This window comes from Candidatus Curtissbacteria bacterium (assembly GCA_024654445.1).
In the GTDB taxonomy this organism is placed as follows: domain Bacteria; phylum Patescibacteriota; class Microgenomatia; order Curtissbacterales; family GWA2-41-24; genus JANLHP01.
On the sequence record JANLHP010000014.1, the window covers coordinates 18,250 to 36,648 of the forward strand.

At 42.1% G+C, this 18,399-nt stretch carries 19 protein-coding genes, 1 tRNA gene and 1 pseudogene; 9 read left to right on the forward strand and 12 right to left on the reverse strand.

Annotated elements, in window-relative coordinates; translation table 11 throughout:
* Positions 1 to 6: 6 nt before the first annotated feature.
* The 6 genes from xseA to NUV69_01820 all read right to left on the reverse strand — a co-directional run bounded on the left by xseA (position 7) and on the right by NUV69_01820 (position 5,115).
* A complete protein-coding gene (xseA, locus tag NUV69_01795) occupies positions 7 to 1,266 on the reverse strand; it encodes an exodeoxyribonuclease VII large subunit (protein ID MCR4324399.1) in 1,260 nt (419 codons plus the stop codon).
* A gap of 435 nt (positions 1,267 to 1,701) precedes the next feature.
* Positions 1,702 to 2,379, reverse strand: a complete 678-nt coding sequence (locus NUV69_01800; GenBank protein ID MCR4324400.1) for a hypothetical protein — start codon at positions 2,377 to 2,379, stop codon at positions 1,702 to 1,704.
* Between the two features lie 70 nt (positions 2,380 to 2,449).
* The gene (locus NUV69_01805) at positions 2,450 to 2,719 is read right to left on the reverse strand and encodes a hypothetical protein (protein MCR4324401.1); all 270 of its coding nucleotides are present in this window, start codon (positions 2,717 to 2,719) and stop codon (positions 2,450 to 2,452) included.
* Between the two features lie 334 nt (positions 2,720 to 3,053).
* A complete protein-coding gene (locus NUV69_01810) occupies positions 3,054 to 4,421 on the reverse strand; it encodes a DNA polymerase IV (GenBank protein MCR4324402.1) in 1,368 nt (455 codons plus the stop codon).
* Positions 4,422 to 4,481: 60 nt separating this feature from the next.
* The gene (locus NUV69_01815; protein ID MCR4324403.1) at positions 4,482 to 4,733 is read right to left on the reverse strand and encodes a hypothetical protein; all 252 of its coding nucleotides are present in this window, start codon (positions 4,731 to 4,733) and stop codon (positions 4,482 to 4,484) included.
* Positions 4,734 to 4,743: 10 nt separating this feature from the next.
* Positions 4,744 to 5,115 carry a four helix bundle protein gene (locus NUV69_01820; GenBank protein ID MCR4324404.1) on the reverse strand — a complete coding sequence of 124 codons (372 nt, stop codon included), beginning with the start codon at positions 5,113 to 5,115 and terminating at the stop codon, positions 4,744 to 4,746.
* Positions 5,116 to 5,402: 287 nt separating this feature from the next.
* Here NUV69_01820 and NUV69_01825 point away from each other — a divergent pair, with 287 nt between their 5' ends.
* On the forward strand, positions 5,403 to 6,683 hold the full coding sequence (locus NUV69_01825; GenBank protein ID MCR4324405.1) for a hypothetical protein: 1,281 nt from the start codon (positions 5,403 to 5,405) through the stop codon (positions 6,681 to 6,683).
* On the opposite strand, the gene NUV69_01830 is transcribed toward NUV69_01825, so the two are convergent.
* Positions 6,680 to 7,636 (reverse strand): CvpA family protein, encoded by a 957-nt coding sequence (locus tag NUV69_01830; protein MCR4324406.1) that lies wholly within the window; start codon positions 7,634 to 7,636, stop codon positions 6,680 to 6,682. The two genes, NUV69_01825 and NUV69_01830, sit on opposite strands and share 4 nt — an antisense overlap.
* A gap of 83 nt (positions 7,637 to 7,719) precedes the next feature.
* Between NUV69_01830 and NUV69_01835 the strand changes: the two genes are divergently transcribed.
* The 3 genes from NUV69_01835 to NUV69_01845 all read left to right on the forward strand — a co-directional run bounded on the left by NUV69_01835 (position 7,720) and on the right by NUV69_01845 (position 12,685).
* On the forward strand, positions 7,720 to 8,178 hold the full coding sequence (locus NUV69_01835; GenBank protein ID MCR4324407.1) for a hypothetical protein: 459 nt from the start codon (positions 7,720 to 7,722) through the stop codon (positions 8,176 to 8,178).
* 499 nt (positions 8,179 to 8,677) lie between these two features.
* A complete protein-coding gene (locus tag NUV69_01840) occupies positions 8,678 to 10,849 on the forward strand; it encodes a PBP1A family penicillin-binding protein (GenBank protein ID MCR4324408.1) in 2,172 nt (723 codons plus the stop codon).
* A gap of 165 nt (positions 10,850 to 11,014) precedes the next feature.
* Positions 11,015 to 12,685 (forward strand): cation:proton antiporter, encoded by a 1,671-nt coding sequence (locus tag NUV69_01845; GenBank protein MCR4324409.1) that lies wholly within the window; start codon positions 11,015 to 11,017, stop codon positions 12,683 to 12,685.
* A gap of 3 nt (positions 12,686 to 12,688) precedes the next feature.
* Here NUV69_01845 and NUV69_01850 read toward each other — a convergent pair whose 3' ends face one another.
* The 3 genes from NUV69_01850 to NUV69_01860 form a co-directional block, all read right to left on the reverse strand.
* Entirely contained in the window at positions 12,689 to 13,780 is a 1,092-nt protein-coding gene (locus tag NUV69_01850; protein MCR4324410.1) for an acyltransferase family protein, read from the reverse strand.
* A gap of 105 nt (positions 13,781 to 13,885) precedes the next feature.
* Positions 13,886 to 14,296: a hypothetical protein gene (locus NUV69_01855; protein MCR4324411.1), complete on the reverse strand. Its 411-nt coding sequence runs from the start codon at positions 14,294 to 14,296 to the stop codon at positions 13,886 to 13,888.
* Positions 14,297 to 14,357: 61 nt separating this feature from the next.
* Positions 14,358 to 14,759 carry a hypothetical protein gene (locus NUV69_01860; GenBank protein ID MCR4324412.1) on the reverse strand — a complete coding sequence of 134 codons (402 nt, stop codon included), beginning with the start codon at positions 14,757 to 14,759 and terminating at the stop codon, positions 14,358 to 14,360.
* 332 nt (positions 14,760 to 15,091) lie between these two features.
* On the opposite strand from NUV69_01860, the gene NUV69_01865 reads away from it, so the two are divergent.
* From NUV69_01865 to NUV69_01880, 4 genes and pseudogenes are all read left to right on the forward strand, one after another.
* Positions 15,092 to 15,391 carry a hypothetical protein gene (locus tag NUV69_01865; GenBank protein MCR4324413.1) on the forward strand — a complete coding sequence of 100 codons (300 nt, stop codon included), beginning with the start codon at positions 15,092 to 15,094 and terminating at the stop codon, positions 15,389 to 15,391.
* Between the two features lie 41 nt (positions 15,392 to 15,432).
* Positions 15,433 to 15,540, forward strand: a pseudogene (locus tag NUV69_01870) (DUF3761 domain-containing protein).
* Positions 15,541 to 15,579: 39 nt separating this feature from the next.
* Positions 15,580 to 15,654 (forward strand) — tRNA-Glu (locus NUV69_01875).
* Positions 15,655 to 15,697: 43 nt separating this feature from the next.
* Positions 15,698 to 16,399 (forward strand): hypothetical protein, encoded by a 702-nt coding sequence (locus NUV69_01880; GenBank protein ID MCR4324414.1) that lies wholly within the window; start codon positions 15,698 to 15,700, stop codon positions 16,397 to 16,399.
* 111 nt (positions 16,400 to 16,510) lie between these two features.
* Here NUV69_01880 and NUV69_01885 read toward each other — a convergent pair whose 3' ends face one another.
* Positions 16,511 to 16,996, reverse strand: coding sequence for a hypothetical protein (locus NUV69_01885; GenBank protein ID MCR4324415.1), 486 nt, complete (start codon positions 16,994 to 16,996; stop codon positions 16,511 to 16,513).
* A gap of 182 nt (positions 16,997 to 17,178) precedes the next feature.
* Here NUV69_01885 and NUV69_01890 point away from each other — a divergent pair, with 182 nt between their 5' ends.
* The gene (locus NUV69_01890; protein ID MCR4324416.1) at positions 17,179 to 17,682 is read left to right on the forward strand and encodes a hypothetical protein; all 504 of its coding nucleotides are present in this window, start codon (positions 17,179 to 17,181) and stop codon (positions 17,680 to 17,682) included.
* Here NUV69_01890 and NUV69_01895 read toward each other — a convergent pair.
* Positions 17,679 to 18,356, reverse strand: a complete 678-nt coding sequence (locus NUV69_01895) for a hypothetical protein (protein ID MCR4324417.1) — start codon at positions 18,354 to 18,356, stop codon at positions 17,679 to 17,681. The genes NUV69_01890 and NUV69_01895 overlap by 4 nt on opposite strands.
* Positions 18,357 to 18,399 lie beyond the last annotated feature (43 nt).

Consider the following 18,399-nt stretch of genomic DNA (forward strand, 5'->3'; position numbering starts at 1 on the left):
ATACTATTATATTTTCTCCGTCACTTTGGATTTAAGCTTGCCGTCTGCTAATTTTACTCCAATTGTCGCTCCGACAACAACGCTCTTTGTGCTTTTTAGTATTTTCCCGTTTGCGTCAGTAGTTATCGAATAGCCCCTTGTGAGAGTATTGGTTGGAGAAAGAAGACTTAGAGATTTGTTGAGGTTTTGCAGTTCGCTTTTTTTGCTTTCCAACTGCAAGTAAATCTCACGCTGAATTTGTTTCATAAGATCTTTGACTCTATTTTCTGCGTCCGCGATTAAGTATTTTTCGTGACGCTTAAGGGATTCCCTCGCACTACCCAGTCTATGCGGGAGATCTTTGAAGCTGAGCTTTGTTTGGTTGAGCTGCAAAAAAATGTAGTCGAGTTTTTGAAAGTTTTTGGAAAAATAATATGTTGAGATTGAGTTTAGTTTGTATTTAAGATTTTCGAGTGTAATTAAACAGCTGTTATAGCCGGTCGTAACTATGTTTGCGGCGTCTGTTGGCGTGGAAGCGCGTCTGTCGGCAACCCATTCGGCTAGTGACTCGTTGGCTTCGTGGCCAATCGCAACGATTGTCGGTGTTCGCATTTTAAATATTGCCCTGGTTACTTCTTCATCATTGAAAGCAGCCAAGTCTTCGATCGATCCACCGCCTCGAGTAATTACGATTACATCGAATTTTTCATCGTCTACTCTAGGTAAAACTTTCAACAGGCTGGGGATTGATTTTGGACCTTGAACTCTAACGTCTGCGGTTGCAAGTTCGATAATCGGGAATTTGTCGACCGTGTGGCGTTTAAAATCGTTCCAGGCGTCAGAGCCTTCGGATGTTACTACACAAATTCTTTTGGGGTATTTTGGGATTTCCTTTTTGTACTTCTGGTCGAAAAGTCCTTCACCTTTAAGCTTTTTAATGAGTTCCTCAAGTTCTCTTTGCAGTAAACCGTCTCCCGCTTTTTCGATTCTTGTGATTCTAAACTGGTATTTGCCGAATGGTTCGTAAAGAGTGAGATTTCCGTACAAAAGAACCTTTTGGCCGACGAGATCTTCGTCTTCCAAATCCCTTAGTGTGAAACCTTCGGAGACGCATGGTAGAAGAGAGTTGCCGTCTTTAATGTCTAGATAATAGAAGCTCCAGTTTGGGTTCTTTTTAAAAGAAGAGATTTCACCTTCAACCCAAAAAACCATCTGCTCTAAGGTTTGTTTGGCGAAATAATTTACTTCGGAAATGGAATAGATGTCTCGGCCGTCAACGGTTTTCATACCAATTAAAGGTACCACGTGAATGAAGGGTACCACGGGTATCAAGGGCTCATTTTAACACTTGCTCGTGGTACTCGTGATACTTTTACAACCCTTGATACTCTTCGTATTTATCTTCATTTTGGGTAATTGACAATGGATAATTTCGGAGCTACTATGTTTTTTGCTTATCGCAAGATAGGCAACCTGAAAGGGGCTTCTCGCAAGAGAGGCCTTTTTCTTAGGTCAAACTGATTCCCTTTATTTTTGTCGGACCATCTAGCACCCTAAAATGTCAAAAGGGTGATTTTGCCATTTTGCCCTGTTGACAGAAGAAGAAAATAGTATTATATTTCTTTTTGTTAACAGCAATGTTAACAAACTGCATACAGCAATGTATGCAACTGGAAGGGGCTTCTCGCAAGAGAGGCCTTTTCTTTATTCTGTTGATATTCTTTAGAAAAAGTTTACTGTAGACACGACATCTTCAATTATCTTTTTGTTCACCTTAACATTTTCTGCTTCTACTGTTTGGCTATAGGAAACAATCATTGGCTTTAACGGATCGAAAATCAGGTAAGTAGTCCTCGCGTACCCTCTGGCGGCTTGACCTTTGCCTGTTGCTGTTGCTTCAATTTTTTTAACTATTCTGCCGCCGACTTCTAAATCTTCTTGCCCAGTTACGTTATAAAAGTCGTTAGGATTTTCATGAAACTTAGAAGTGGTTTGCCATTCTTCGGGATTTACGACCTCTATTCTTATTGGCGAGGTGAAGTTTGTGAGGTCTTGTGGGACTACAAACGAATATGGCGCGTAAAAGTTACACTTTTGATCTTCGGTGTTGTAAGTAGTGAACCAATCTTTAGGGTAAGAAATTTCAAAACCGTAAACTGTGTTGGCGCACAATTTTACGAAAGAAGAAAGGATCTTTGCGGATTGAGTGTCGGCGTAAGGAGCGGGGGACTCGATCGGTGTCGAAAAGGAAGAAGTTTGTTTGGTGGAAACTCCTTTGACTTTAATAAAATTTACGAGGCTGGAGCTTTTACCAAGTTGATAAAAGCCCGCCCCATAAATTATCAAAAATGCGAAAATTCCTAATGTTTTTGACCTTTTCTTGAATTGGGCAAGTGTCAATTTCTACCTCTTATAACTTAAGCATAGAAATTGTATTTGCCCAATGTCAAATGAGATCGTGGAATTTCCTTTACGCGGCAGCTTGGCCGTCTTCTGATGCTTTGCCGTCGGCGTCACCGTCAGCATCTGTATCACCGTCTGCGTCTGCAGGACCGGTGTCTCCAACTGGGAGTTCGTCTGCACCAGATCCTGGGAGATGAGACTCTTCGTGGTCTCCACCTTCAGCTGGTTTGTCATCACCGCTTACTGGTGTTCCACCACCGTTGTCGTCGCCACCAGGAACTTGTCCGTTTGAGTCGTCAGAACCGTTGTTTTGATTTTGGTCGTCTTGTGGGTCCATAAATTTTTCCTCCTTTCTTGAATTTCTTAGATTTTACCAAATTACGTGGGTGCTTTGTAAAGACCCCTTCTTTTAAAGGCGGCCAACGGTGGAATCTTCATGGGTAAATTCAAATTTTTCGAGCTTATTGAGAAAAATAGGCAAAGCCTTTCTTCGAATAAACTCTCTTATTTTCAAGCACCAAATATCAAACAATTTCTAATTTTTAATTTCTAATCGATTCTCAATATTCAAATTTTTAAATTATTTAAAATTAGATCATTAGAAATTCAATAAAAATTGAGAATTAAGAATTTAGAATTATCTTGAGCTTTGGAATTTGTGATTTGGAGTTTTAGGCTTTGCGCAAAAAATCCAGACGGTATTTCCGATCGCCAAAGTAACCGTTAACTTCGGGCATGATGAGGGGCATTCCCAGAAGTTGTCCTGGGAAAAGTGTATATTCTCCCCAACGCTCATTGACCTTGTCTGTTGCTAAGGTGAGCCTTTGTTTTTTTCTGTCTTGTGGAAAGAGAGGTAGTGTGAGATTTTTGGTTTTGGTTAACATTCCCAACGTTACTCCACAAAAGCGGACAGATGGGATATCCCACTGATTAAATATGTTGGTTACTATTTTAAAAAACTTGTCGCCGTCATCGAGATATTCTTTTAGCGTTCGGTGACCGTACCAAGACTTTTCCCAGTTTCTGCTTGCAAGCCATCCTTGATTTTTGTCCGGGTCCCGACTTCCACCCCGGAGCATAAGGCCAACGTATCTGCCCGAAAGCCCCATCTTACGCGCTTTTCCTGCTGCTTCTTCGCAGAGATTCCTTACAAGCTTTAGTATTTCGGTTTTCGACGTTAGGGTTTTGTGAGTGGTATAAGTTCTGCCGATACTTTTTGCATCTTCGAGCGCGTTCAAGGGCACCACCGGGGAAGTGTCGACACCTCTTGAAATGTTGTAAAGATGTACTGACCAAAAAGGCCCGAAGTTTTTATATAAAAATTCCATAGATTTGGTTCTTAGCTCTGGGAAACTGTTAATACCTAAGGTCTGTAGGTGCCGGTGGAGTCCGTAACCTAAACCACAAATGTCCATCAGTTGGGATTTATCGAGTATATCGCGAATGTTGTCTTCATTTATCCAGAAGAGGCCGTCGGGCTTGATCTGCCCAGATGCAAGTTTGGCAAAAATCCTGCTATTTGAAACGCCAATCGAACAGCTCATGTAGTCGCCGATGTCACTCCTTATTCTGTCCTTGATTTCGGAGGCTATGTTAAAGGCGTTGCCCCCGCCCGCATCGTCTCGTGACGCCTCGCCCATTTCGTACCATGCTATTTGTTCAAGACTCGCGTTGCGTGGCGGGCGCGGCCAAAATTTTTCGGTTTCTGTAACGTCTAAAAAACACTCGTCCAGAGAAAAAATCTCGCAAAGCGGAGTATACGTTTTGCAAATGTCGATAAAGCGGTATGTAATGTCTGCATATTTGCTAAAATCTGCAGGAATAAAAGTTATTTCCGGGCAGATTTTCTTTGCTTCATAAGTCGTCCCGCCAGAAACTCCTGCTCTTTTGGCTTCGACAGAAGCCGCGATAATACACGTTCTGCCTTGAGCTTTTGTGATCCCAATAGGTTTTCCGCGAAGCATTGGATTTGTTTGCTGCTCTGCAGTTGCAAAGAAACTGTTTAAGTCGACATGTAAGATAATTCGTTTATTGTTCATGGTTCATCGACTATCGTAATTCGCAACTTCAATCGCGGAGGAATTTTAACTATCAACTATTTACTCTTCAAGTGGCATTACTTTTTTAATTTTCCAGGAGTAATTTTCGGCGTTGTATTCCAGTTCGAAGTTAGCGGTTTGAGAAGCACAGACTAAACTTACAATTTTGGTATCCCCTATTCTTTTGCTACTACTAAAAATGAGCTTTTCAAACTTAACGAAGCGGCGTTGCCAATTCATGGCGATCGGAAAAATACCGTTATCGAAAAAGGCCCAGACTTTAACTTGCTCGTTGATTGTGTCAGGTGTCATGGGTCAAGTGTCAGGTAATTTTGGACCGGATTGATTTCATAAGTCCGTTTAACAAATTACCAACGATTACTTGTTGCTGCTCAACTTCTTCGTATTCAGACCTTTTTATATAACCTAAGTCAGGAGAAAGTTCTAAGTAGTATTCAAGCTCAACTAAAGAACCATTAGAGGTGTTTAAGAACCTTAAAAAGTCTTTCTGTGATCTTTTTGCGTGTCCTTCTACAATGTTTCCTGGAATAGAAACTGCTGAGCGTCTCATTTGTGAGGTTAAAGCAAGAAGTTCAGATTTAGGAAAGTTCTCAGTAAGCTTGTATATCGTAAGGACTAGCTTGTGAGCTTCAGTCCATACTTGTAGTTTTTGATAGCCTTTTTCCGGTTTCATGATACTTGTTACAAGATCCTTGATTCACTCTCATATTACCCAAAGAAAACCCGAAATGTCAAGAGCCATTTTGGTCCTACTACTGGACTTTAATTTGTATTCTTGACATACTTTTTTTATATTCGCTCGCAGAATACTAGGATTGTTAGTCCATGGAACGTAAGAGCGAATACATATTTTTTGATTACTTGAGAATACCTTGCTCGCTCATGTAAACTTGAATGCCAATTTCGAGGTCTTGACCTCGAAAGTTTATAGGTGTAACATCCGCATTTCGGGTGTAACTTATGACTGCTCAACTGCTACAAAAACTACGAAATGACGCCATCTTAGAACTTGCCTTGGTAGAAGGCGGGGCTGTTGGTTTGTGGGCAAGCGGAGAAGGTAGATACAAGGCGTTTTTTAGCCGCGACGCGTTTATTTCTATTATTCTTGCACTTTCTAAGAATCAGGGAGATCTAACCCCAAGACTTGTTAAAGCCGCAATAAGATGTCAGAAAACTGCCATTAAATTCGAAGGCAAACTCCTAAATGATGTTTCCGAAGAAGCTCCAGGTAAAAAGCCACACGAAGTTCATTTTGCCGCTTCTCCTCAAGATAGACTGGCGATGCTTCGCGATAATGGCTGGCCGGTTCACTTAAACGACGACGGCACACTGGGGATGGTTTACTACGGTGCGGGAGACGCGAATTCTCTTTTTACGATTTCTGTTGGAGTGGTGGCGCGAGCAATTGAGAAAATTGACCCCGACGAGGCACTACGCTACATGAGGAAAATGTGGCCTTCTATTGAAAGAGGCCTAAAGCACGACATGATGATTGCCGATATTGACGGTGACGGATTGATTGAATCTAACCCTAAAAATAAAAAGGCGCTTCTCAACCACACATGGAAGGATTCGAATGAGGCGTATATAGATGAGGAGGGCAATTTACCGCCTGCTCCTTATAAATATCTTACTAACAACTGTCATTTTGTTTGGGCGCTTAAAGAAGCAAGTGTGATTGCGAGAAAACTGGGATACCCTGTTTGGCGCGAACTTCGCTTGAGACACAAAACGAGTAAAAAGAAACTTGTTGATACATTCTGGTCCGATAAATTGAACTTTATGCTGCCTTTGGTTGACGGTCGCGGAAGACAGCTGGAGATTGTAACTGATGACGCGGCAGACGCACTGTGGGCAAAGCTGCTCGACCGCGAGATGGCAAAGATAGTCGCCCGTAGATTAACGCGAAAGGACATGTTGACGCCAAGGGGTATTAGAACCAGGAGCAGCAAATCGATGCAGTTTGCGGCAAACGGCATTGGTTCTTATCACAACGGGCTTGTTTGGCCGCACAGAACTATGATTCTGGCGCAAGGTGCCCAAAGATACGGCTGGCGTAAATTGGCACGCGACCTAAATAGTAGGATTTCTCTTGTTCTTTTGGAACACGGAAACATTGAGTGTGTGGGGGTATCAAAAGGCGGACAAAAATCTTATCTTTATATGGAAAATGGCGTTTCTGCCGCTTGCAAACCACAATGCTGGGCGGTTTTTGGAACACTGGGGTTTACTGCTTCTTAATTAGTAAAAACTTGGGTAAAGATTTTGCCGTAGACGCCGCCGTCGATTACGCCAATTCCAATCCTACTGAAAGCCGGGTCTAAGATGTTTCTTCTGTGGCCAGAGCTGTTCATGAGTCCGCTGTGAGCGCGAGAGAGTGTTGGGGCAAGCGCTAAGTTTTCTCCCGCAATGCTGTACTTAATTCCCGCTTCTTGGAGTCTGTCTCCGACATCTTTTCCTTCCGGGGAAAAGTGGGAAAAGTATTGTCTTTCGAACATGTCTCTTGAGTGAGCTCTTCCAACTTCTGCCAAGTCTTCATCCCAAACAACAGGGTCTATCCCCTCTTTTGCTCTTTCCTGGTTAACGAGCGTGAGCATTTTTTGTTCGGACTCGAAATCATTTGAAAGTTCTGTCGCCGTAAATTCCAGGGGTACGGTGCTTTTTCCATCGGGGGTTACGGTTAAAAATGTTAAACCTTGCTTTGCTATCGGACCAAAAACGTCGTTTAAGGGCCTCTCTAAAACTGTCGCGCTTTTGACGAGAGATGAGCCAAGGCGTGAACCGAAGATGTCTTTTTTAATGTCTGGCCTTATTGGCAGTGAAACAATAAACAGTAGTACAAACGCTAAAAATAAAAACGCGTTGATACTTGCCGGTATAAAACCCAAGAATCTGTTGGCGGGTTGGGTGTGGGTATTTTCGAGAATTTTTCTGACAAATGGAGAGAAGAGTGCAAAGAAGATTGTTTCTGTTACTAGCCAGACAAAAAGGAACCCTAACGGGTTCGCGATAATTTGGGGCAGATTGAAAACTCCCGTCAATAACTTGGCTGCAAATGGGTAAAGCGCGAGAGACGCGACTAAAGAAACAATAAGACCGAGGATATCAAAAACCTGAGAGTAAAAACCTCTTTTTTGGCCTTCGATCGCGAAAAATAAAACTCCAACTAGTATAAGTAAGTCAACCCAATTCATTTGATCATTTTACTTTGGGAGAGTGGCAGGATCAAGGATTTCAATTCTTGCATTCCTCTTTCTCTTTCCAATATATTGTTTGGATGGCAGACACAGACATAACTCCAGTCGATCAGATTGATGCTGACGGCAATACTTCCGACGACGCGAAATTACTTCTTTCGCTCGAAGAAATGATCAGAAATAACCGGTCAATTGTCGAAAAACTAAAAAAAGAATTAGGTGAGCATCGGGACATGCTCAAAGATACTTTCGAAGGTGACGCGACTTTTAAAGAACATCAGGATGAAGTCAAAGCTGCAACCAAAACAAGAAATGCGACAAAAGCGCAAATAATGAAAAGGCCAGAAGTTGCAACTCTGGCAGAAAAAGTTAAAAGTATGCAATCGCAGGTTCGAGAATACACAGACGCGCTTTCCGATTATTTACGTGAATACCACAGAGTTTCCGGTCTTACCACTTTTCAAGGAGAGGACGGAGAGGTTTTGGAAATAATTTACGTAGCTAAGCTGCGACCTGTTGAAAAAGCGAAAAGAAGATAACTAATCAATTGCTTTAACAAGTCTTTTTGGTTTCGACACAACCCAAAGCACTAATGCTCTATCTGGCTGAATCTCGAAAAACATTGAAAATCTAGGCTTTTGTCCACGTATTAGAGCTCTCCCTAGGGTAAGACCCCTAGCGGCCACATAGAACGCAGAGTCAGTGCCTATTTCCAGGGGGTGGGGTTGACTATTACCGACACAATTTGATTACCAATAAAAATACCATTATAAGTAATTGCGTGCAAAATCTCCCTTTTATCAAGACCCAGTGTTAAGTGCCTTGAACCTTCTTTTACTATGCCACCTTTGCCTGACATTTACACCAATCTGAATACGGTCTAAAAATTAGGCAATTCCACGTCAAATCTCGTTTCTGGCGTGTTTGCCTCGGGAAGCGGAACGAACCCTCTTTCTACGTTAGACATGATCGGCAATTATACATCTAAGTAGAAGCAATCAAACTAAGGTCCAATATTGTTATAATATAAGTTACCTCATGGAAGATTTTCGGCCGCAAGTCTCAAGTCAAGTTCAACGCTTAAAATTCCTCATCAAGCACTACGCAAAAGCAATCATTATTTTTTTGGTTGTGGTTTTCTTTCTAATTCCGGTAATTACTTATTTGTGGTTTGTAAGAGACCTTGGAGACAAAAATAGCATCATGAATAGGAATAATTCGGGCGTTCAGCTTCTGGACGACAAAGGTGAAGTCTTCTTTACGTTTTACAGCCCGAAGGAAATTACATTTGTGCCGCTTTCGGATATATCCGTCAATATTCAGGAAGCGGTTGTTGCGGCGGAAGACAAAGACTTTTACGAAAATCGTGGATTTTCTCCAAGGGGTATCGGTAGAGCTTTTGTGAATAACATCACTTCGGCCGCCATTAAAGAAGGCGGATCAACGATTACTCAGCAGCTTGTAAAAACTGCGCTTTTGAGCTCGCATCGTAATTTTCTTAGAAAATATCAGGAGTTAATTTTGGCTCTTGATATCGAAAGGCGCTATTCAAAAGAAGACATTTTGGAAATGTACCTGAACACTATTTATTTTGGTGAAGGCGAATTTGGAATTGAAAACGCTGCGCAGAAATACTTCGGCAAGAAGGCAAAGGATCTCAACTTAGCTGAATCCTCGATGTTAGTTGCAATCCTGCCGGCTCCTTCAGCGTTGTCGCCAATTTCGGGGGATGCGGATCGGGCAAAACAAAGGCAGGAAATGGTGCTTTCTCAAATGGAAGAACAAGGTTACATAACAGAAAAAGAAAAGGACGCAGCTGTTGCTGCCACAATACGATATGCGCCACAGAAAGAAGAAGAGGTCAACACTATCGCGCCGCATTTTGCGCTAATGGTTAGGGACTATTTGATAGAAGAGTTTGGGGAAGAAAAAATAACGAGAAACGGGTACAAGGTTAAGACTACGTTAAACCGAGAGTGGCAAGAATACGCTCAAACGACAGTCTTGAACCGTGTAAACGCTCTTGCGAGAAATAAGGTCACAAATGGCGCAGCCATTGTACAAGACCCAAAGACGGGTGAAATTAAGGTGTTGGTTGGATCCAAAGAATGGAGCAACGACGATTTTGGAAAGTTTAATATAGCCGTTGCCAATAGACAGCCGGGTTCTTCTTTTAAACCGATTATTTACTCGAGAGCTATCGAGGATAAAGACATTACGGCAGCGTCGCTTATTGACGACAAAGCGACTTCTTTTGGAAATTACAAACCAAATAATTACGACAAGAAGTTTAGAGGACCTGTGACTGTACGAAGGTCTCTTGCGAATTCCTTGAACATTCCTTCAGTCAAAATAATGGAGCAGGTCGGCGTTAAGAATGGTGTAGATCAAGCCGAAAAAATGGGCATTACGACTCTTGATAAGAAGACGGACTACGGACTTCCCTTAGTTCTTGGCGCTGGAGAGGTCAAGCTCATTGAGCTTACGGGTGCGTATGCGACTTTGGCAAACAAAGGCGAGCATAAGGCGCCAAAATTTATTCTGGAAATCAAAGATAAAAAAGGTGAGGACGTTGATGTTGATGATCCGAAATCTGAGGCTGACGGGATAGATGAAGGAGCAGCTTTTATCATTTCCTCTATACTTTCCGATGCGAATGCAAGAGCAGAAGTTTTTGGGTCTGCGCTTAATACTTCCCGAAATGCTGCTGTTAAAACGGGCACGACGGAAAATTTTAGGGATGCTTGGACGATGGGGTATACACCCAGCGTAGTTGTCGGTGTCTGGGTCGGCAACAACGACAATACGCCTATGGACAATATTGCGGGGTCTTTGGGTGCGGCGCCTATTTTTACTGCACTCATGAACAGAATTTCTGGCGAACTACCAAATGAATCTTTTTCGCAACCGGGGTCTGTCGTTCAAAAGCAAATTTGTTTGGAGCCGGGTCAGATATTTAATCCTTCACCCAATCCAAGTCCGTCTGCCTCCCCAGGGCTCTCTGCTCTCAAAGAATTCTTCTTAAAAGGTACGGAGCCAAAAGAATGTGAGCTGCCGAGCCCTACACCTTCACCTAGCCCGTCTGCGAGCCCATCACCAAGTCCAACAGAACAACCTCAACCATCACCGTCTCCTTCGCCGAGTCCAATACCCCCTTCACCGTCCCCTATCCTGTCCCCTTCCCCGCTACCGTCTCCACTAACTCCTTAAACTGTCATTCTGATCGAGATTCGGTAAACTCACGGGCCCCCTTTAATAGCGCCTGAGCGAAGTCGAAGGGATTCTGGAGTCGCTTCGCTCCCCAGAATGACAATGAGTTTGCAGGGAGAGACTTTTCCAAAAATTGTTATACTGAGTGGAAAGGTTCTTATCTCTGTGGCTAATGTCTTTTTACAACTTGCCGTCGTCTTATTTTTATCTTCTATTTTCGGCTTTTTAGTCCTAAGGTTTAAGCTTCCCTTGGTCGTTGCTTATCTTTTGGCAGGTGTCAGCTTGTCGTTTGCGGCCCTTTTTGACCCCGGACACTCCCCCGTTCTTGAGATCCTTCCGGAAATTGGAATCGCGTTTGTTTTGTTCTTGATTGGAATGGAGTTGGATCTGCGAGAAATTAAATCTTTGGGCAAGCCGATTGTCGTTTCTGCTGCCGGGCAAATTTTAATTTCGACGCTTGCAGGTTTTGGCATCGCCAAACTTCTTGGTTTTACGCCTGTTGAGAGTGTTTATCTGGGTATGGGCCTGGCGTTTTCTTCGACTGTTGTCGTCATTAAAATGCTTCTGGAAAATCGGGAACTCAATTCACTTCACGGGAAACTCTCAATCGGAATTTTATTGGTAGAAGACTTGGTAGCAATTGCTGCTCTTATGGTTCTTACGGTCAGTAGTTCGACCTTCTCTATCGGCCTACAGGAAAGTTGGCCGCTTCTTGCACTGATCTTAAAAGCTTTTGGTCTTTTTGCGCTTACATTTATTTTTGCAAAATATATTCTCGAGCGGATATTTAAGGCTGTTGCAAGTTCGGTAGAATTGCTGTTTTTGACCGCAATAACGTGGTGTTTTGTGTTTACGAGTATTGCCGTCCTTGCAGGTTTTTCGGTTGTCATCGGCGCGTTTTTGGCAGGAGTTGCCCTCGCGTCATCACCGTACCACTTGCAAATTCAAGGCAAAATTAAGCCGCTGCGAGATTTTTTCGTTACTTTGTTTTTTGTTTATCTAGGAACTCAAGCCAATCCTCGAGATCTTGTAAGCGCTTGGCCGACGATTCTGGTCTTTACCGTTTTTGCTCTTCTTTTAAAGCCACTTATATACATGGTTATTTTGTCAAGGTTCGGCTTCCGCAAGCATACGCTCTTTCAAACGTCTTTGAACCTCTCACAGGTTTCTGAATTCTCGCTTGTTTTGCTTTTAGTTGGAGTCCAAGCTGGTAATGCTTCGTCGAGGGCGCTTTCTGTAATGGCGATCGTCGCAGTTATTTCGATAATTGCTTCCTCTATTCTCATTTATTACTCAAGGAAAGTTTACCCGTTCTTGTCTTCTGTTATCGGGTTTTTCGAACATCACACGAAAACTCATTCCATGGAGGCGAGGGAAGAAGATGGGCTGGAGGATCATGTTGTGATTGTTGGCGCGCACAGAATTGGTAGACCGCTGGTTCGGTATTTGATGCGCGAAAAGATACCTTTTGTGGTTATGGATTTCAATCCGAACATCGTTACGGAACTTAGGGAGAAAAATATTAACGTTGTTTATGGCGATATCGGTGATCCTGACATGCACGAAGCGCTGCATCTGGAAAAGGCGAAACTTGTAATAAGCACGGCAAACAGCATGGCAGACAATGAATTTTTGATTGCGGAATGCAAAAGGAGAAAATCGCCTGCCAAAATATTGGTTAGAGCCTTGGATCATGAACACGCTGAAGCGCTAAAGGCGCTTGGAGCTGATTACGTTATTCAACCGGAAAAAGTTTCTGGAATGTTTCTGGTGAACCAATTAAAAAAGAATTGGCCAAACGTTGCTTTCGCGGGATTATCTGTAAAGGCGGGGTGAGCTTTAATACTCTCCAAAAATGCGCTTTACTAGGGGAATTCTAGAGAGAATCCATACAATAAAGTGCGAAATTAAAAATACATATAAAATCTTTTTAATCATGTACAACCATAAATTAGAAGTAATTAAATGAATTGCCATATTCGCAAAATGATCTAAGAGGTCAATGATTAAAGGGTGTATTAGGTATATTCCGAAAGCGGTTGCCGAAAAATGTTTAATTATAAAAAAAGCCTTTTCCTTAAGTGGAGCCAAAAACTTGTCAATGTTTATTAGCAATTGGAAGATCAGCAATGACATTAAAATTACATTTGGGCTCAGATAGTCACCGAAATATTGTCCATTTGCTTCACTCCAGAAAAACCTTATATCCTGCAAAAGCAATTCTCTGTTCCAAAAGTTTAAAAAAGAAGTAAGTAACCACAAGCACAGGATTAAAGATATTGAAAATATAGCTTTTCTAATAGACAAGCGAGTATTCCTCAAGTAATCTCCCGCTAAAAAGTAGCCGATGTAAAGACTAAATAAAGTAAACGCGTTAATAAGTATTCCAGTTGCTGGAAAAGTATAAGAGGCTGCTGTTATTAAGAACCCAAACAAAAAACTTAATATTAAAAATCTTTTTTTATCTATAAGCGGCGCTTTATTTAAATTCTTTCTTAATAGGGGTGCGATCAAGTAAAGGCCAATTATAATTAATAGAAAATAAAGGTGAAATAAACTTCCCTTGAATACACTCTGGATTATATATTCTGGTGAAATTAGTTCACCCCACCAACGTTGCCTCCACAAAAAGTAAAAGATAGACCAGAAAACTAATGGGATGGCAATTCTGAAAAAGCTCTTATTTACCATCTTTGGAAAAGAGTAGTTTTTAGTAGGATCGAGAATAAGAAAACCGCTGAGCATTATAAAAAGCGGCACAGCAGACCTGGAGAGAGAGTTTATAAAATTGCCAAGCCACCAGGAAACACCACCAAAGTAATTTGTGGGGTTTACAAGTGCATCTGTTACGTGTAGGGAAATAACACCAACTATTGCTATGGTTCTTATAAAACCTACGGAGACTATAAATTTTTCACTACCTTCCTTCACTTTCGGGTCTTTTTTATTTATTGTAACAATATGTTATTCAACCGGAAAAAGTTTCGGGAATGTTTTTGGTGAACCAACTAAAAAAGAACTGGCCGAATGTGTCTTTTATCGGACTGTCGACTCAGTCCGCTTAAGTTTTCGTCTCCTATTCACTTTTCTGAGCCCCGCTTTTACAAGAGCCCTGTTCAATCTATCGAGAAATGACACTAGCTCTTCAGCGTGGTTGAATCCTTCTTCCTGCTTTCGAGCTTCATTTATAGCAAAAGCTATTTGGTCCACTTCTTCTTGGGAATACCCTGCTGCTAAAGTCAGGAATACATCTCTTTCTTCTTCAGCTAGGTTTAGTGCTTGGGTCATTCTCAAAGCGCCTTCGTGGTTAACTTCTCTAGTTCCGTTAATAATATCATTTACGGTTCTCGGCAGATACCTTGTCCTCCTGGCCAACTCTCGGACTGTTATACCGCCATTACTCTTATCTATATGCTGCTGGATGATTTGACCAAATTCTACGGTCATGATGTCAGGAATAATAAATTATAGGATCAAGTGTGTCAAATACCTATGCTGAGAGATTATATCAGTTTGTGAGGAGTTTGCTCTTCATTAAGTCACGGAGTTGATTCGGGTTTTTCATAAGATTTACTTCGATCCACGATTTGTATTCTCCGTGTTTGTTTAACATATTAAGTTCGGAAGCGAAAATTTCGCATTCAAGCCAGAAAAATCTCTTGCTAAAATTTATAGCTTCTGTTTTGTCGAGCCGAAAATTTGTCGGCTGGACCTTTTGGAGAAGAGAAATAGTGCTGCTGTCTAAGAATTGTGAAAGGTATTTAACTGGTTGAGACCTGGAAGTTAACCAGAAAACGGAATAGTTGTGCAAAATGTATTTGAGAAATTCGTCGAGGTGGAGAGCTGGTATTACACCTTTAGTTAAAATTACTCCGTCGATGTCGATGTAAACGTTAATGTTTTTGCGCATAAAGTTGTTTCGTGAGTAGGGGAAAAAGATACTGTGTAAGCTATCTTTAGCTTGTCTAATCAAAAATTAGTTCGAAGTTATGCAGATTTAGTTCAAGTCTGCAAATCTGGAGTAAGTATAGCACAAATTCCTTGATTAAACTATAGGTTGAAGTGGCTAGCTTCAAATTCTTTTGCCAATAGGGAAATTCTAAGCAATGGACTTAGGAGTTTGTCATAGCTGAAAACTTCATTATATTGATATAATGAAACGAAGAGGTGTTAAAAGTGGGTTCGGAATGTTTGTGATTTATTTATCCTTTTATATTAAAAAATAGATCTCAAGTTTGCCAGGTGTCAAAGAAAAAGATCTTTCTAGCTTTAGGCGCTGTTATATTTTTCGTCTTCGTTTTAATAGGCGTTACCGCTTCGAGTCCTTCAACATCTCCGGACCAAGTTAAGTCTGAATCGACAGTTGAACCAAAAGCAGAAGAAAAAGTTCAGGACGTTTCGTCAGAATCTGTTGAATCCCTTAGTCCTGCACCGTCACTCGTCCTCTCTACGTCTACTCCTTCCCCCTCCCCGACCTTAAAACCTACACCGATCCCAACTCCTACTGCAAAGCAATTACTTGTGCAAATGGTACATACGTAAACAGTGTGGGAAACACTGTTCGTAGACCAGAGTTTGCTCCGACAGCTCCACCCGGAGCTACGGCCTTATGCAGAGATGGTTCCTATTCTTACAGTCAAAGCCGAAGAGGAACTTGCTCCCACCATGGCGGCGTCGCTCAGTGGCTGTAGGTTTTCCTAATTTTTGTGATAAAATTATTCAAGCTTTTAGGCTCCATCGTCTATCGGTTAGGACGGGACCCTTTCAAGGTCCAGAGCGGGGTTCGACTCCCCGTGGAGCCACCAACAAATTAGCTTGAGGCATTCTCCTTTGTTATAATCGTCGACCATGCTACCAGAATCTGGTTTTCTTCCTCCATTCCGCGGTCGTTATCAGACCGTATACGGCCACGATATTTACGGAGCCGACGATTTTCCCAACCAGCTCATAAGAAAAACTGATTATTCAACCTTCCACCAATTAAGAAAAGATATCACCGCTTATTCAACGGTAAAAAAATGTCACCAAGAACTTCAGGACCAATATGGGATCTCCGTCCCAAATTACAACCTAGTTATTGGCCAAGACCCACTTGATCAGGGTCCGTCATTGTATGTTGTCGTACAAAAAGTAAATGGTGTCTCTCTGTTTACCAAAGAACACGGACCGAGCGGGGAAGAAGTCAACGATCTAATGTGCACACTTATACAGTATTACACCGACAAATACTTAAATGGGGGGGATGTATTAAGCGATATATGCTCTGTGACAGCAGAAGGTCGTTCGCAGTTTATGTTCGGTAGGTTGAATGGGGAAGAAAGGAACAGATTCTTCTTAGTCGATATTGATCCGTTTGTAGGTGAAGGCGAGCCGCGACAATTATGCAGTCCCGTAATTTCTGCCCTTTTGGATTTACCAAAAGTATTAGAAGAAGCGTCGGACTTTTACGGTGAAACCAATTTTCAAAAAGCCTTCAGTCTATTGAGGGAGTTTAAAGCTTTGACACACGACCAACTACAAGATTGGATAAGAGAGGAAAATTCAGAGTAGATTTGGTTCCATTTCCAAGACCTTTGGGCCACATAGCCTTAAATTTTATATGAGATTTATTTAAGCCGAGCTATTTGAGCTTAAATGAGTTCCATTACCCGTAAGAAGATTCTAGATAGTAGGTGGTACTCCATCACCCGGAAAGAGACCAGGATGCAACGGAATACCTGAATCAGGCACTAATTCACCTATCTTTCCTAAACCTTGTGCCATGTTGCCGATATGTTCTACTTCACCTTGAGATAGCTCTCCTCCGTGCCAGAATAATAACATTGTGAAACCGCCAGACACCTCATTCAGCCATGATTTCAAGCCTTTGTAATCCCCGTGTTGGGCGTCAACAACGGCTTCTCTAGCTGTCACCCCATCGTCTTTTAATTCATCGGAATATGGGTCATCTGGGTCTTCTTGTGCATTTGTTGGGAATTCAACTGAACCCAAATAGCTCCACATAAAAGCTAATCGGACAGCTTCCTCTTCTCCTACGGTTTCACCGCTTTTACCTATTTCGACTACTCGGCCTTGCACTGCCATGTAACGATTTCTTAAATCGGTTCTAATAGGATTTTCGTCTTGTCCGTCTCTATCTGGTGTCATGAAGTGAGAATTATAATAGAATTTACTACTATAGGCAACTTAACCCGACTTTTTCAAAAGTACCCTGTACTCTAAGCAAGTACGCCTCCAGCGTGTTCCATTCAGGGACACGTAAGCCCACTTCCTTCACTGTTTCCTTCATTTGACAGGTAAAATACTTAAGGAATACAATTGGCACGATTATGGTAACAGAACGACCTAACTCTCCAGATTTGTCCCGCCCCATTGAGAGCCTCGTATCGCTTGCCCGGGCAGAAATTTCTCAAACTAAGCGGGGTATTGAAGACCGAGGGAAAGTGGCTGAGGGAAAGGATGTTGGCCGGAGGGTGAGCGGGAGATTAGATTTAATCGACAGGTTACGCGAACCTCTTTTTACTGATCAATTTCTACATCTTACGGACACAGAGATAAATATTTTAGGACAAGGTATAGGCTCTTTTATCTCGCCTCATAGGGTTGGATTGACTGTTAGCGCAGACGGATATCAATTGCATTGGAACAACGGGCGCGGGTATGTAAGACATTCGCGTTACTACGACAGGCAAATGCTCGAAACTTTTATGAGAGAAGGTAGCCTGTTGTCAGAGGGAATCCCTTATCCAGAATTTTTAAGACTTACAAAAAGACTGGCTAAGAAAAAGCCACAACAAATAATCCAGGAATTCGAGCGGGCAGTCCGGAGCTAAACTTTATTTTTAAACCTAGCCCAGACCGTTTCCAAAATTCCTCGCGCTACTCCTTGGCCGCCTAAACCGAACGCTAAACCGCCAGCTAACGCTACCATTGCAACGAGGCCGGCAAATAATATTCTTAGAAGTTCTTGGGCAACACCTAATTGGTGCAGAACCAAGAAAGCTACGAATATATTGATTGACCATTGAGCAACAAGTGCTACGGTGTGCGCAAGGTCCTTTCCAAGAGATCTGCTCGCGTTGTAAGCGACTCTGTAAGCAATCTTTGCAAAAACCAGGCCGATTATCGCCAGGACAACCGCGACAATTACGTTTGGAATATAAAGTACTACCCTATTTAGAACAGCATTTACGGATTCCAGCCTCCAAGCCTGAAATGTCGGAATCAAGAAAGTTATGATTATGGACCACCTTGCAATTTCGGCAAGTATTGTTGGCCATTCGATCTCGTGGCCTTCGAATTTGACGATTCCGTATCTGGAAAGAAGAGCTTCTAGTCTAATTGCTTTAAGAAGACCGATTACAACTCTGTATATAATTGCACCCAAAACTAGGCCAATTATAAGGATAATTAAGCCGCCGATTAACGCCGGAATAAAGTTAACAAAATCCGCGATTGCGCGCACTACTACAGAAGAAACAGAAATAGATAAATCCTCTACGCTCATTTAAATCACCTCCTTTGTCTCGCCGCAGTTCTGCACTGCAGAA

Excerpts from the sequence above, each read along its gene's own strand:
- xseA (MCR4324399.1), bottom strand. The coding sequence starts at position 1,266 with ATGAAAACCGTTGACGGCCGAGACATCTATTCCATTTCCGAAGTAAAT.
- NUV69_01805 (MCR4324401.1), bottom strand. The coding sequence starts at position 2,719 with ATGGACCCACAAGACGACCAAAATCAAAACAACGGTTCTGACGACTCA.
- NUV69_01810 (MCR4324402.1), bottom strand. The coding sequence starts at position 4,421 with ATGAACAATAAACGAATTATCTTACATGTCGACTTAAACAGTTTCTTT.
- NUV69_01815 (MCR4324403.1), bottom strand. The coding sequence starts at position 4,733 with ATGACACCTGACACAATCAACGAGCAAGTTAAAGTCTGGGCCTTTTTC.
- NUV69_01820 (MCR4324404.1), bottom strand. The coding sequence starts at position 5,115 with ATGAAACCGGAAAAAGGCTATCAAAAACTACAAGTATGGACTGAAGCT.
- NUV69_01825 (MCR4324405.1), top strand. The coding sequence starts at position 5,403 with ATGACTGCTCAACTGCTACAAAAACTACGAAATGACGCCATCTTAGAA.
- NUV69_01830 (MCR4324406.1), bottom strand. The coding sequence starts at position 7,636 with ATGAATTGGGTTGACTTACTTATACTAGTTGGAGTTTTATTTTTCGCG.
- NUV69_01835 (MCR4324407.1), top strand. The coding sequence starts at position 7,720 with ATGGCAGACACAGACATAACTCCAGTCGATCAGATTGATGCTGACGGC.
- NUV69_01840 (MCR4324408.1), top strand. The coding sequence starts at position 8,678 with ATGGAAGATTTTCGGCCGCAAGTCTCAAGTCAAGTTCAACGCTTAAAA.
- NUV69_01855 (MCR4324411.1), bottom strand. The coding sequence starts at position 14,296 with ATGACCGTAGAATTTGGTCAAATCATCCAGCAGCATATAGATAAGAGT.
- NUV69_01860 (MCR4324412.1), bottom strand. The coding sequence starts at position 14,759 with ATGCGCAAAAACATTAACGTTTACATCGACATCGACGGAGTAATTTTA.
- NUV69_01880 (MCR4324414.1), top strand. The coding sequence starts at position 15,698 with ATGCTACCAGAATCTGGTTTTCTTCCTCCATTCCGCGGTCGTTATCAG.
- NUV69_01885 (MCR4324415.1), bottom strand. The coding sequence starts at position 16,996 with ATGACACCAGATAGAGACGGACAAGACGAAAATCCTATTAGAACCGAT.
- NUV69_01890 (MCR4324416.1), top strand. The coding sequence starts at position 17,179 with ATGGTAACAGAACGACCTAACTCTCCAGATTTGTCCCGCCCCATTGAG.
- NUV69_01895 (MCR4324417.1), bottom strand. The coding sequence starts at position 18,356 with ATGAGCGTAGAGGATTTATCTATTTCTGTTTCTTCTGTAGTAGTGCGC.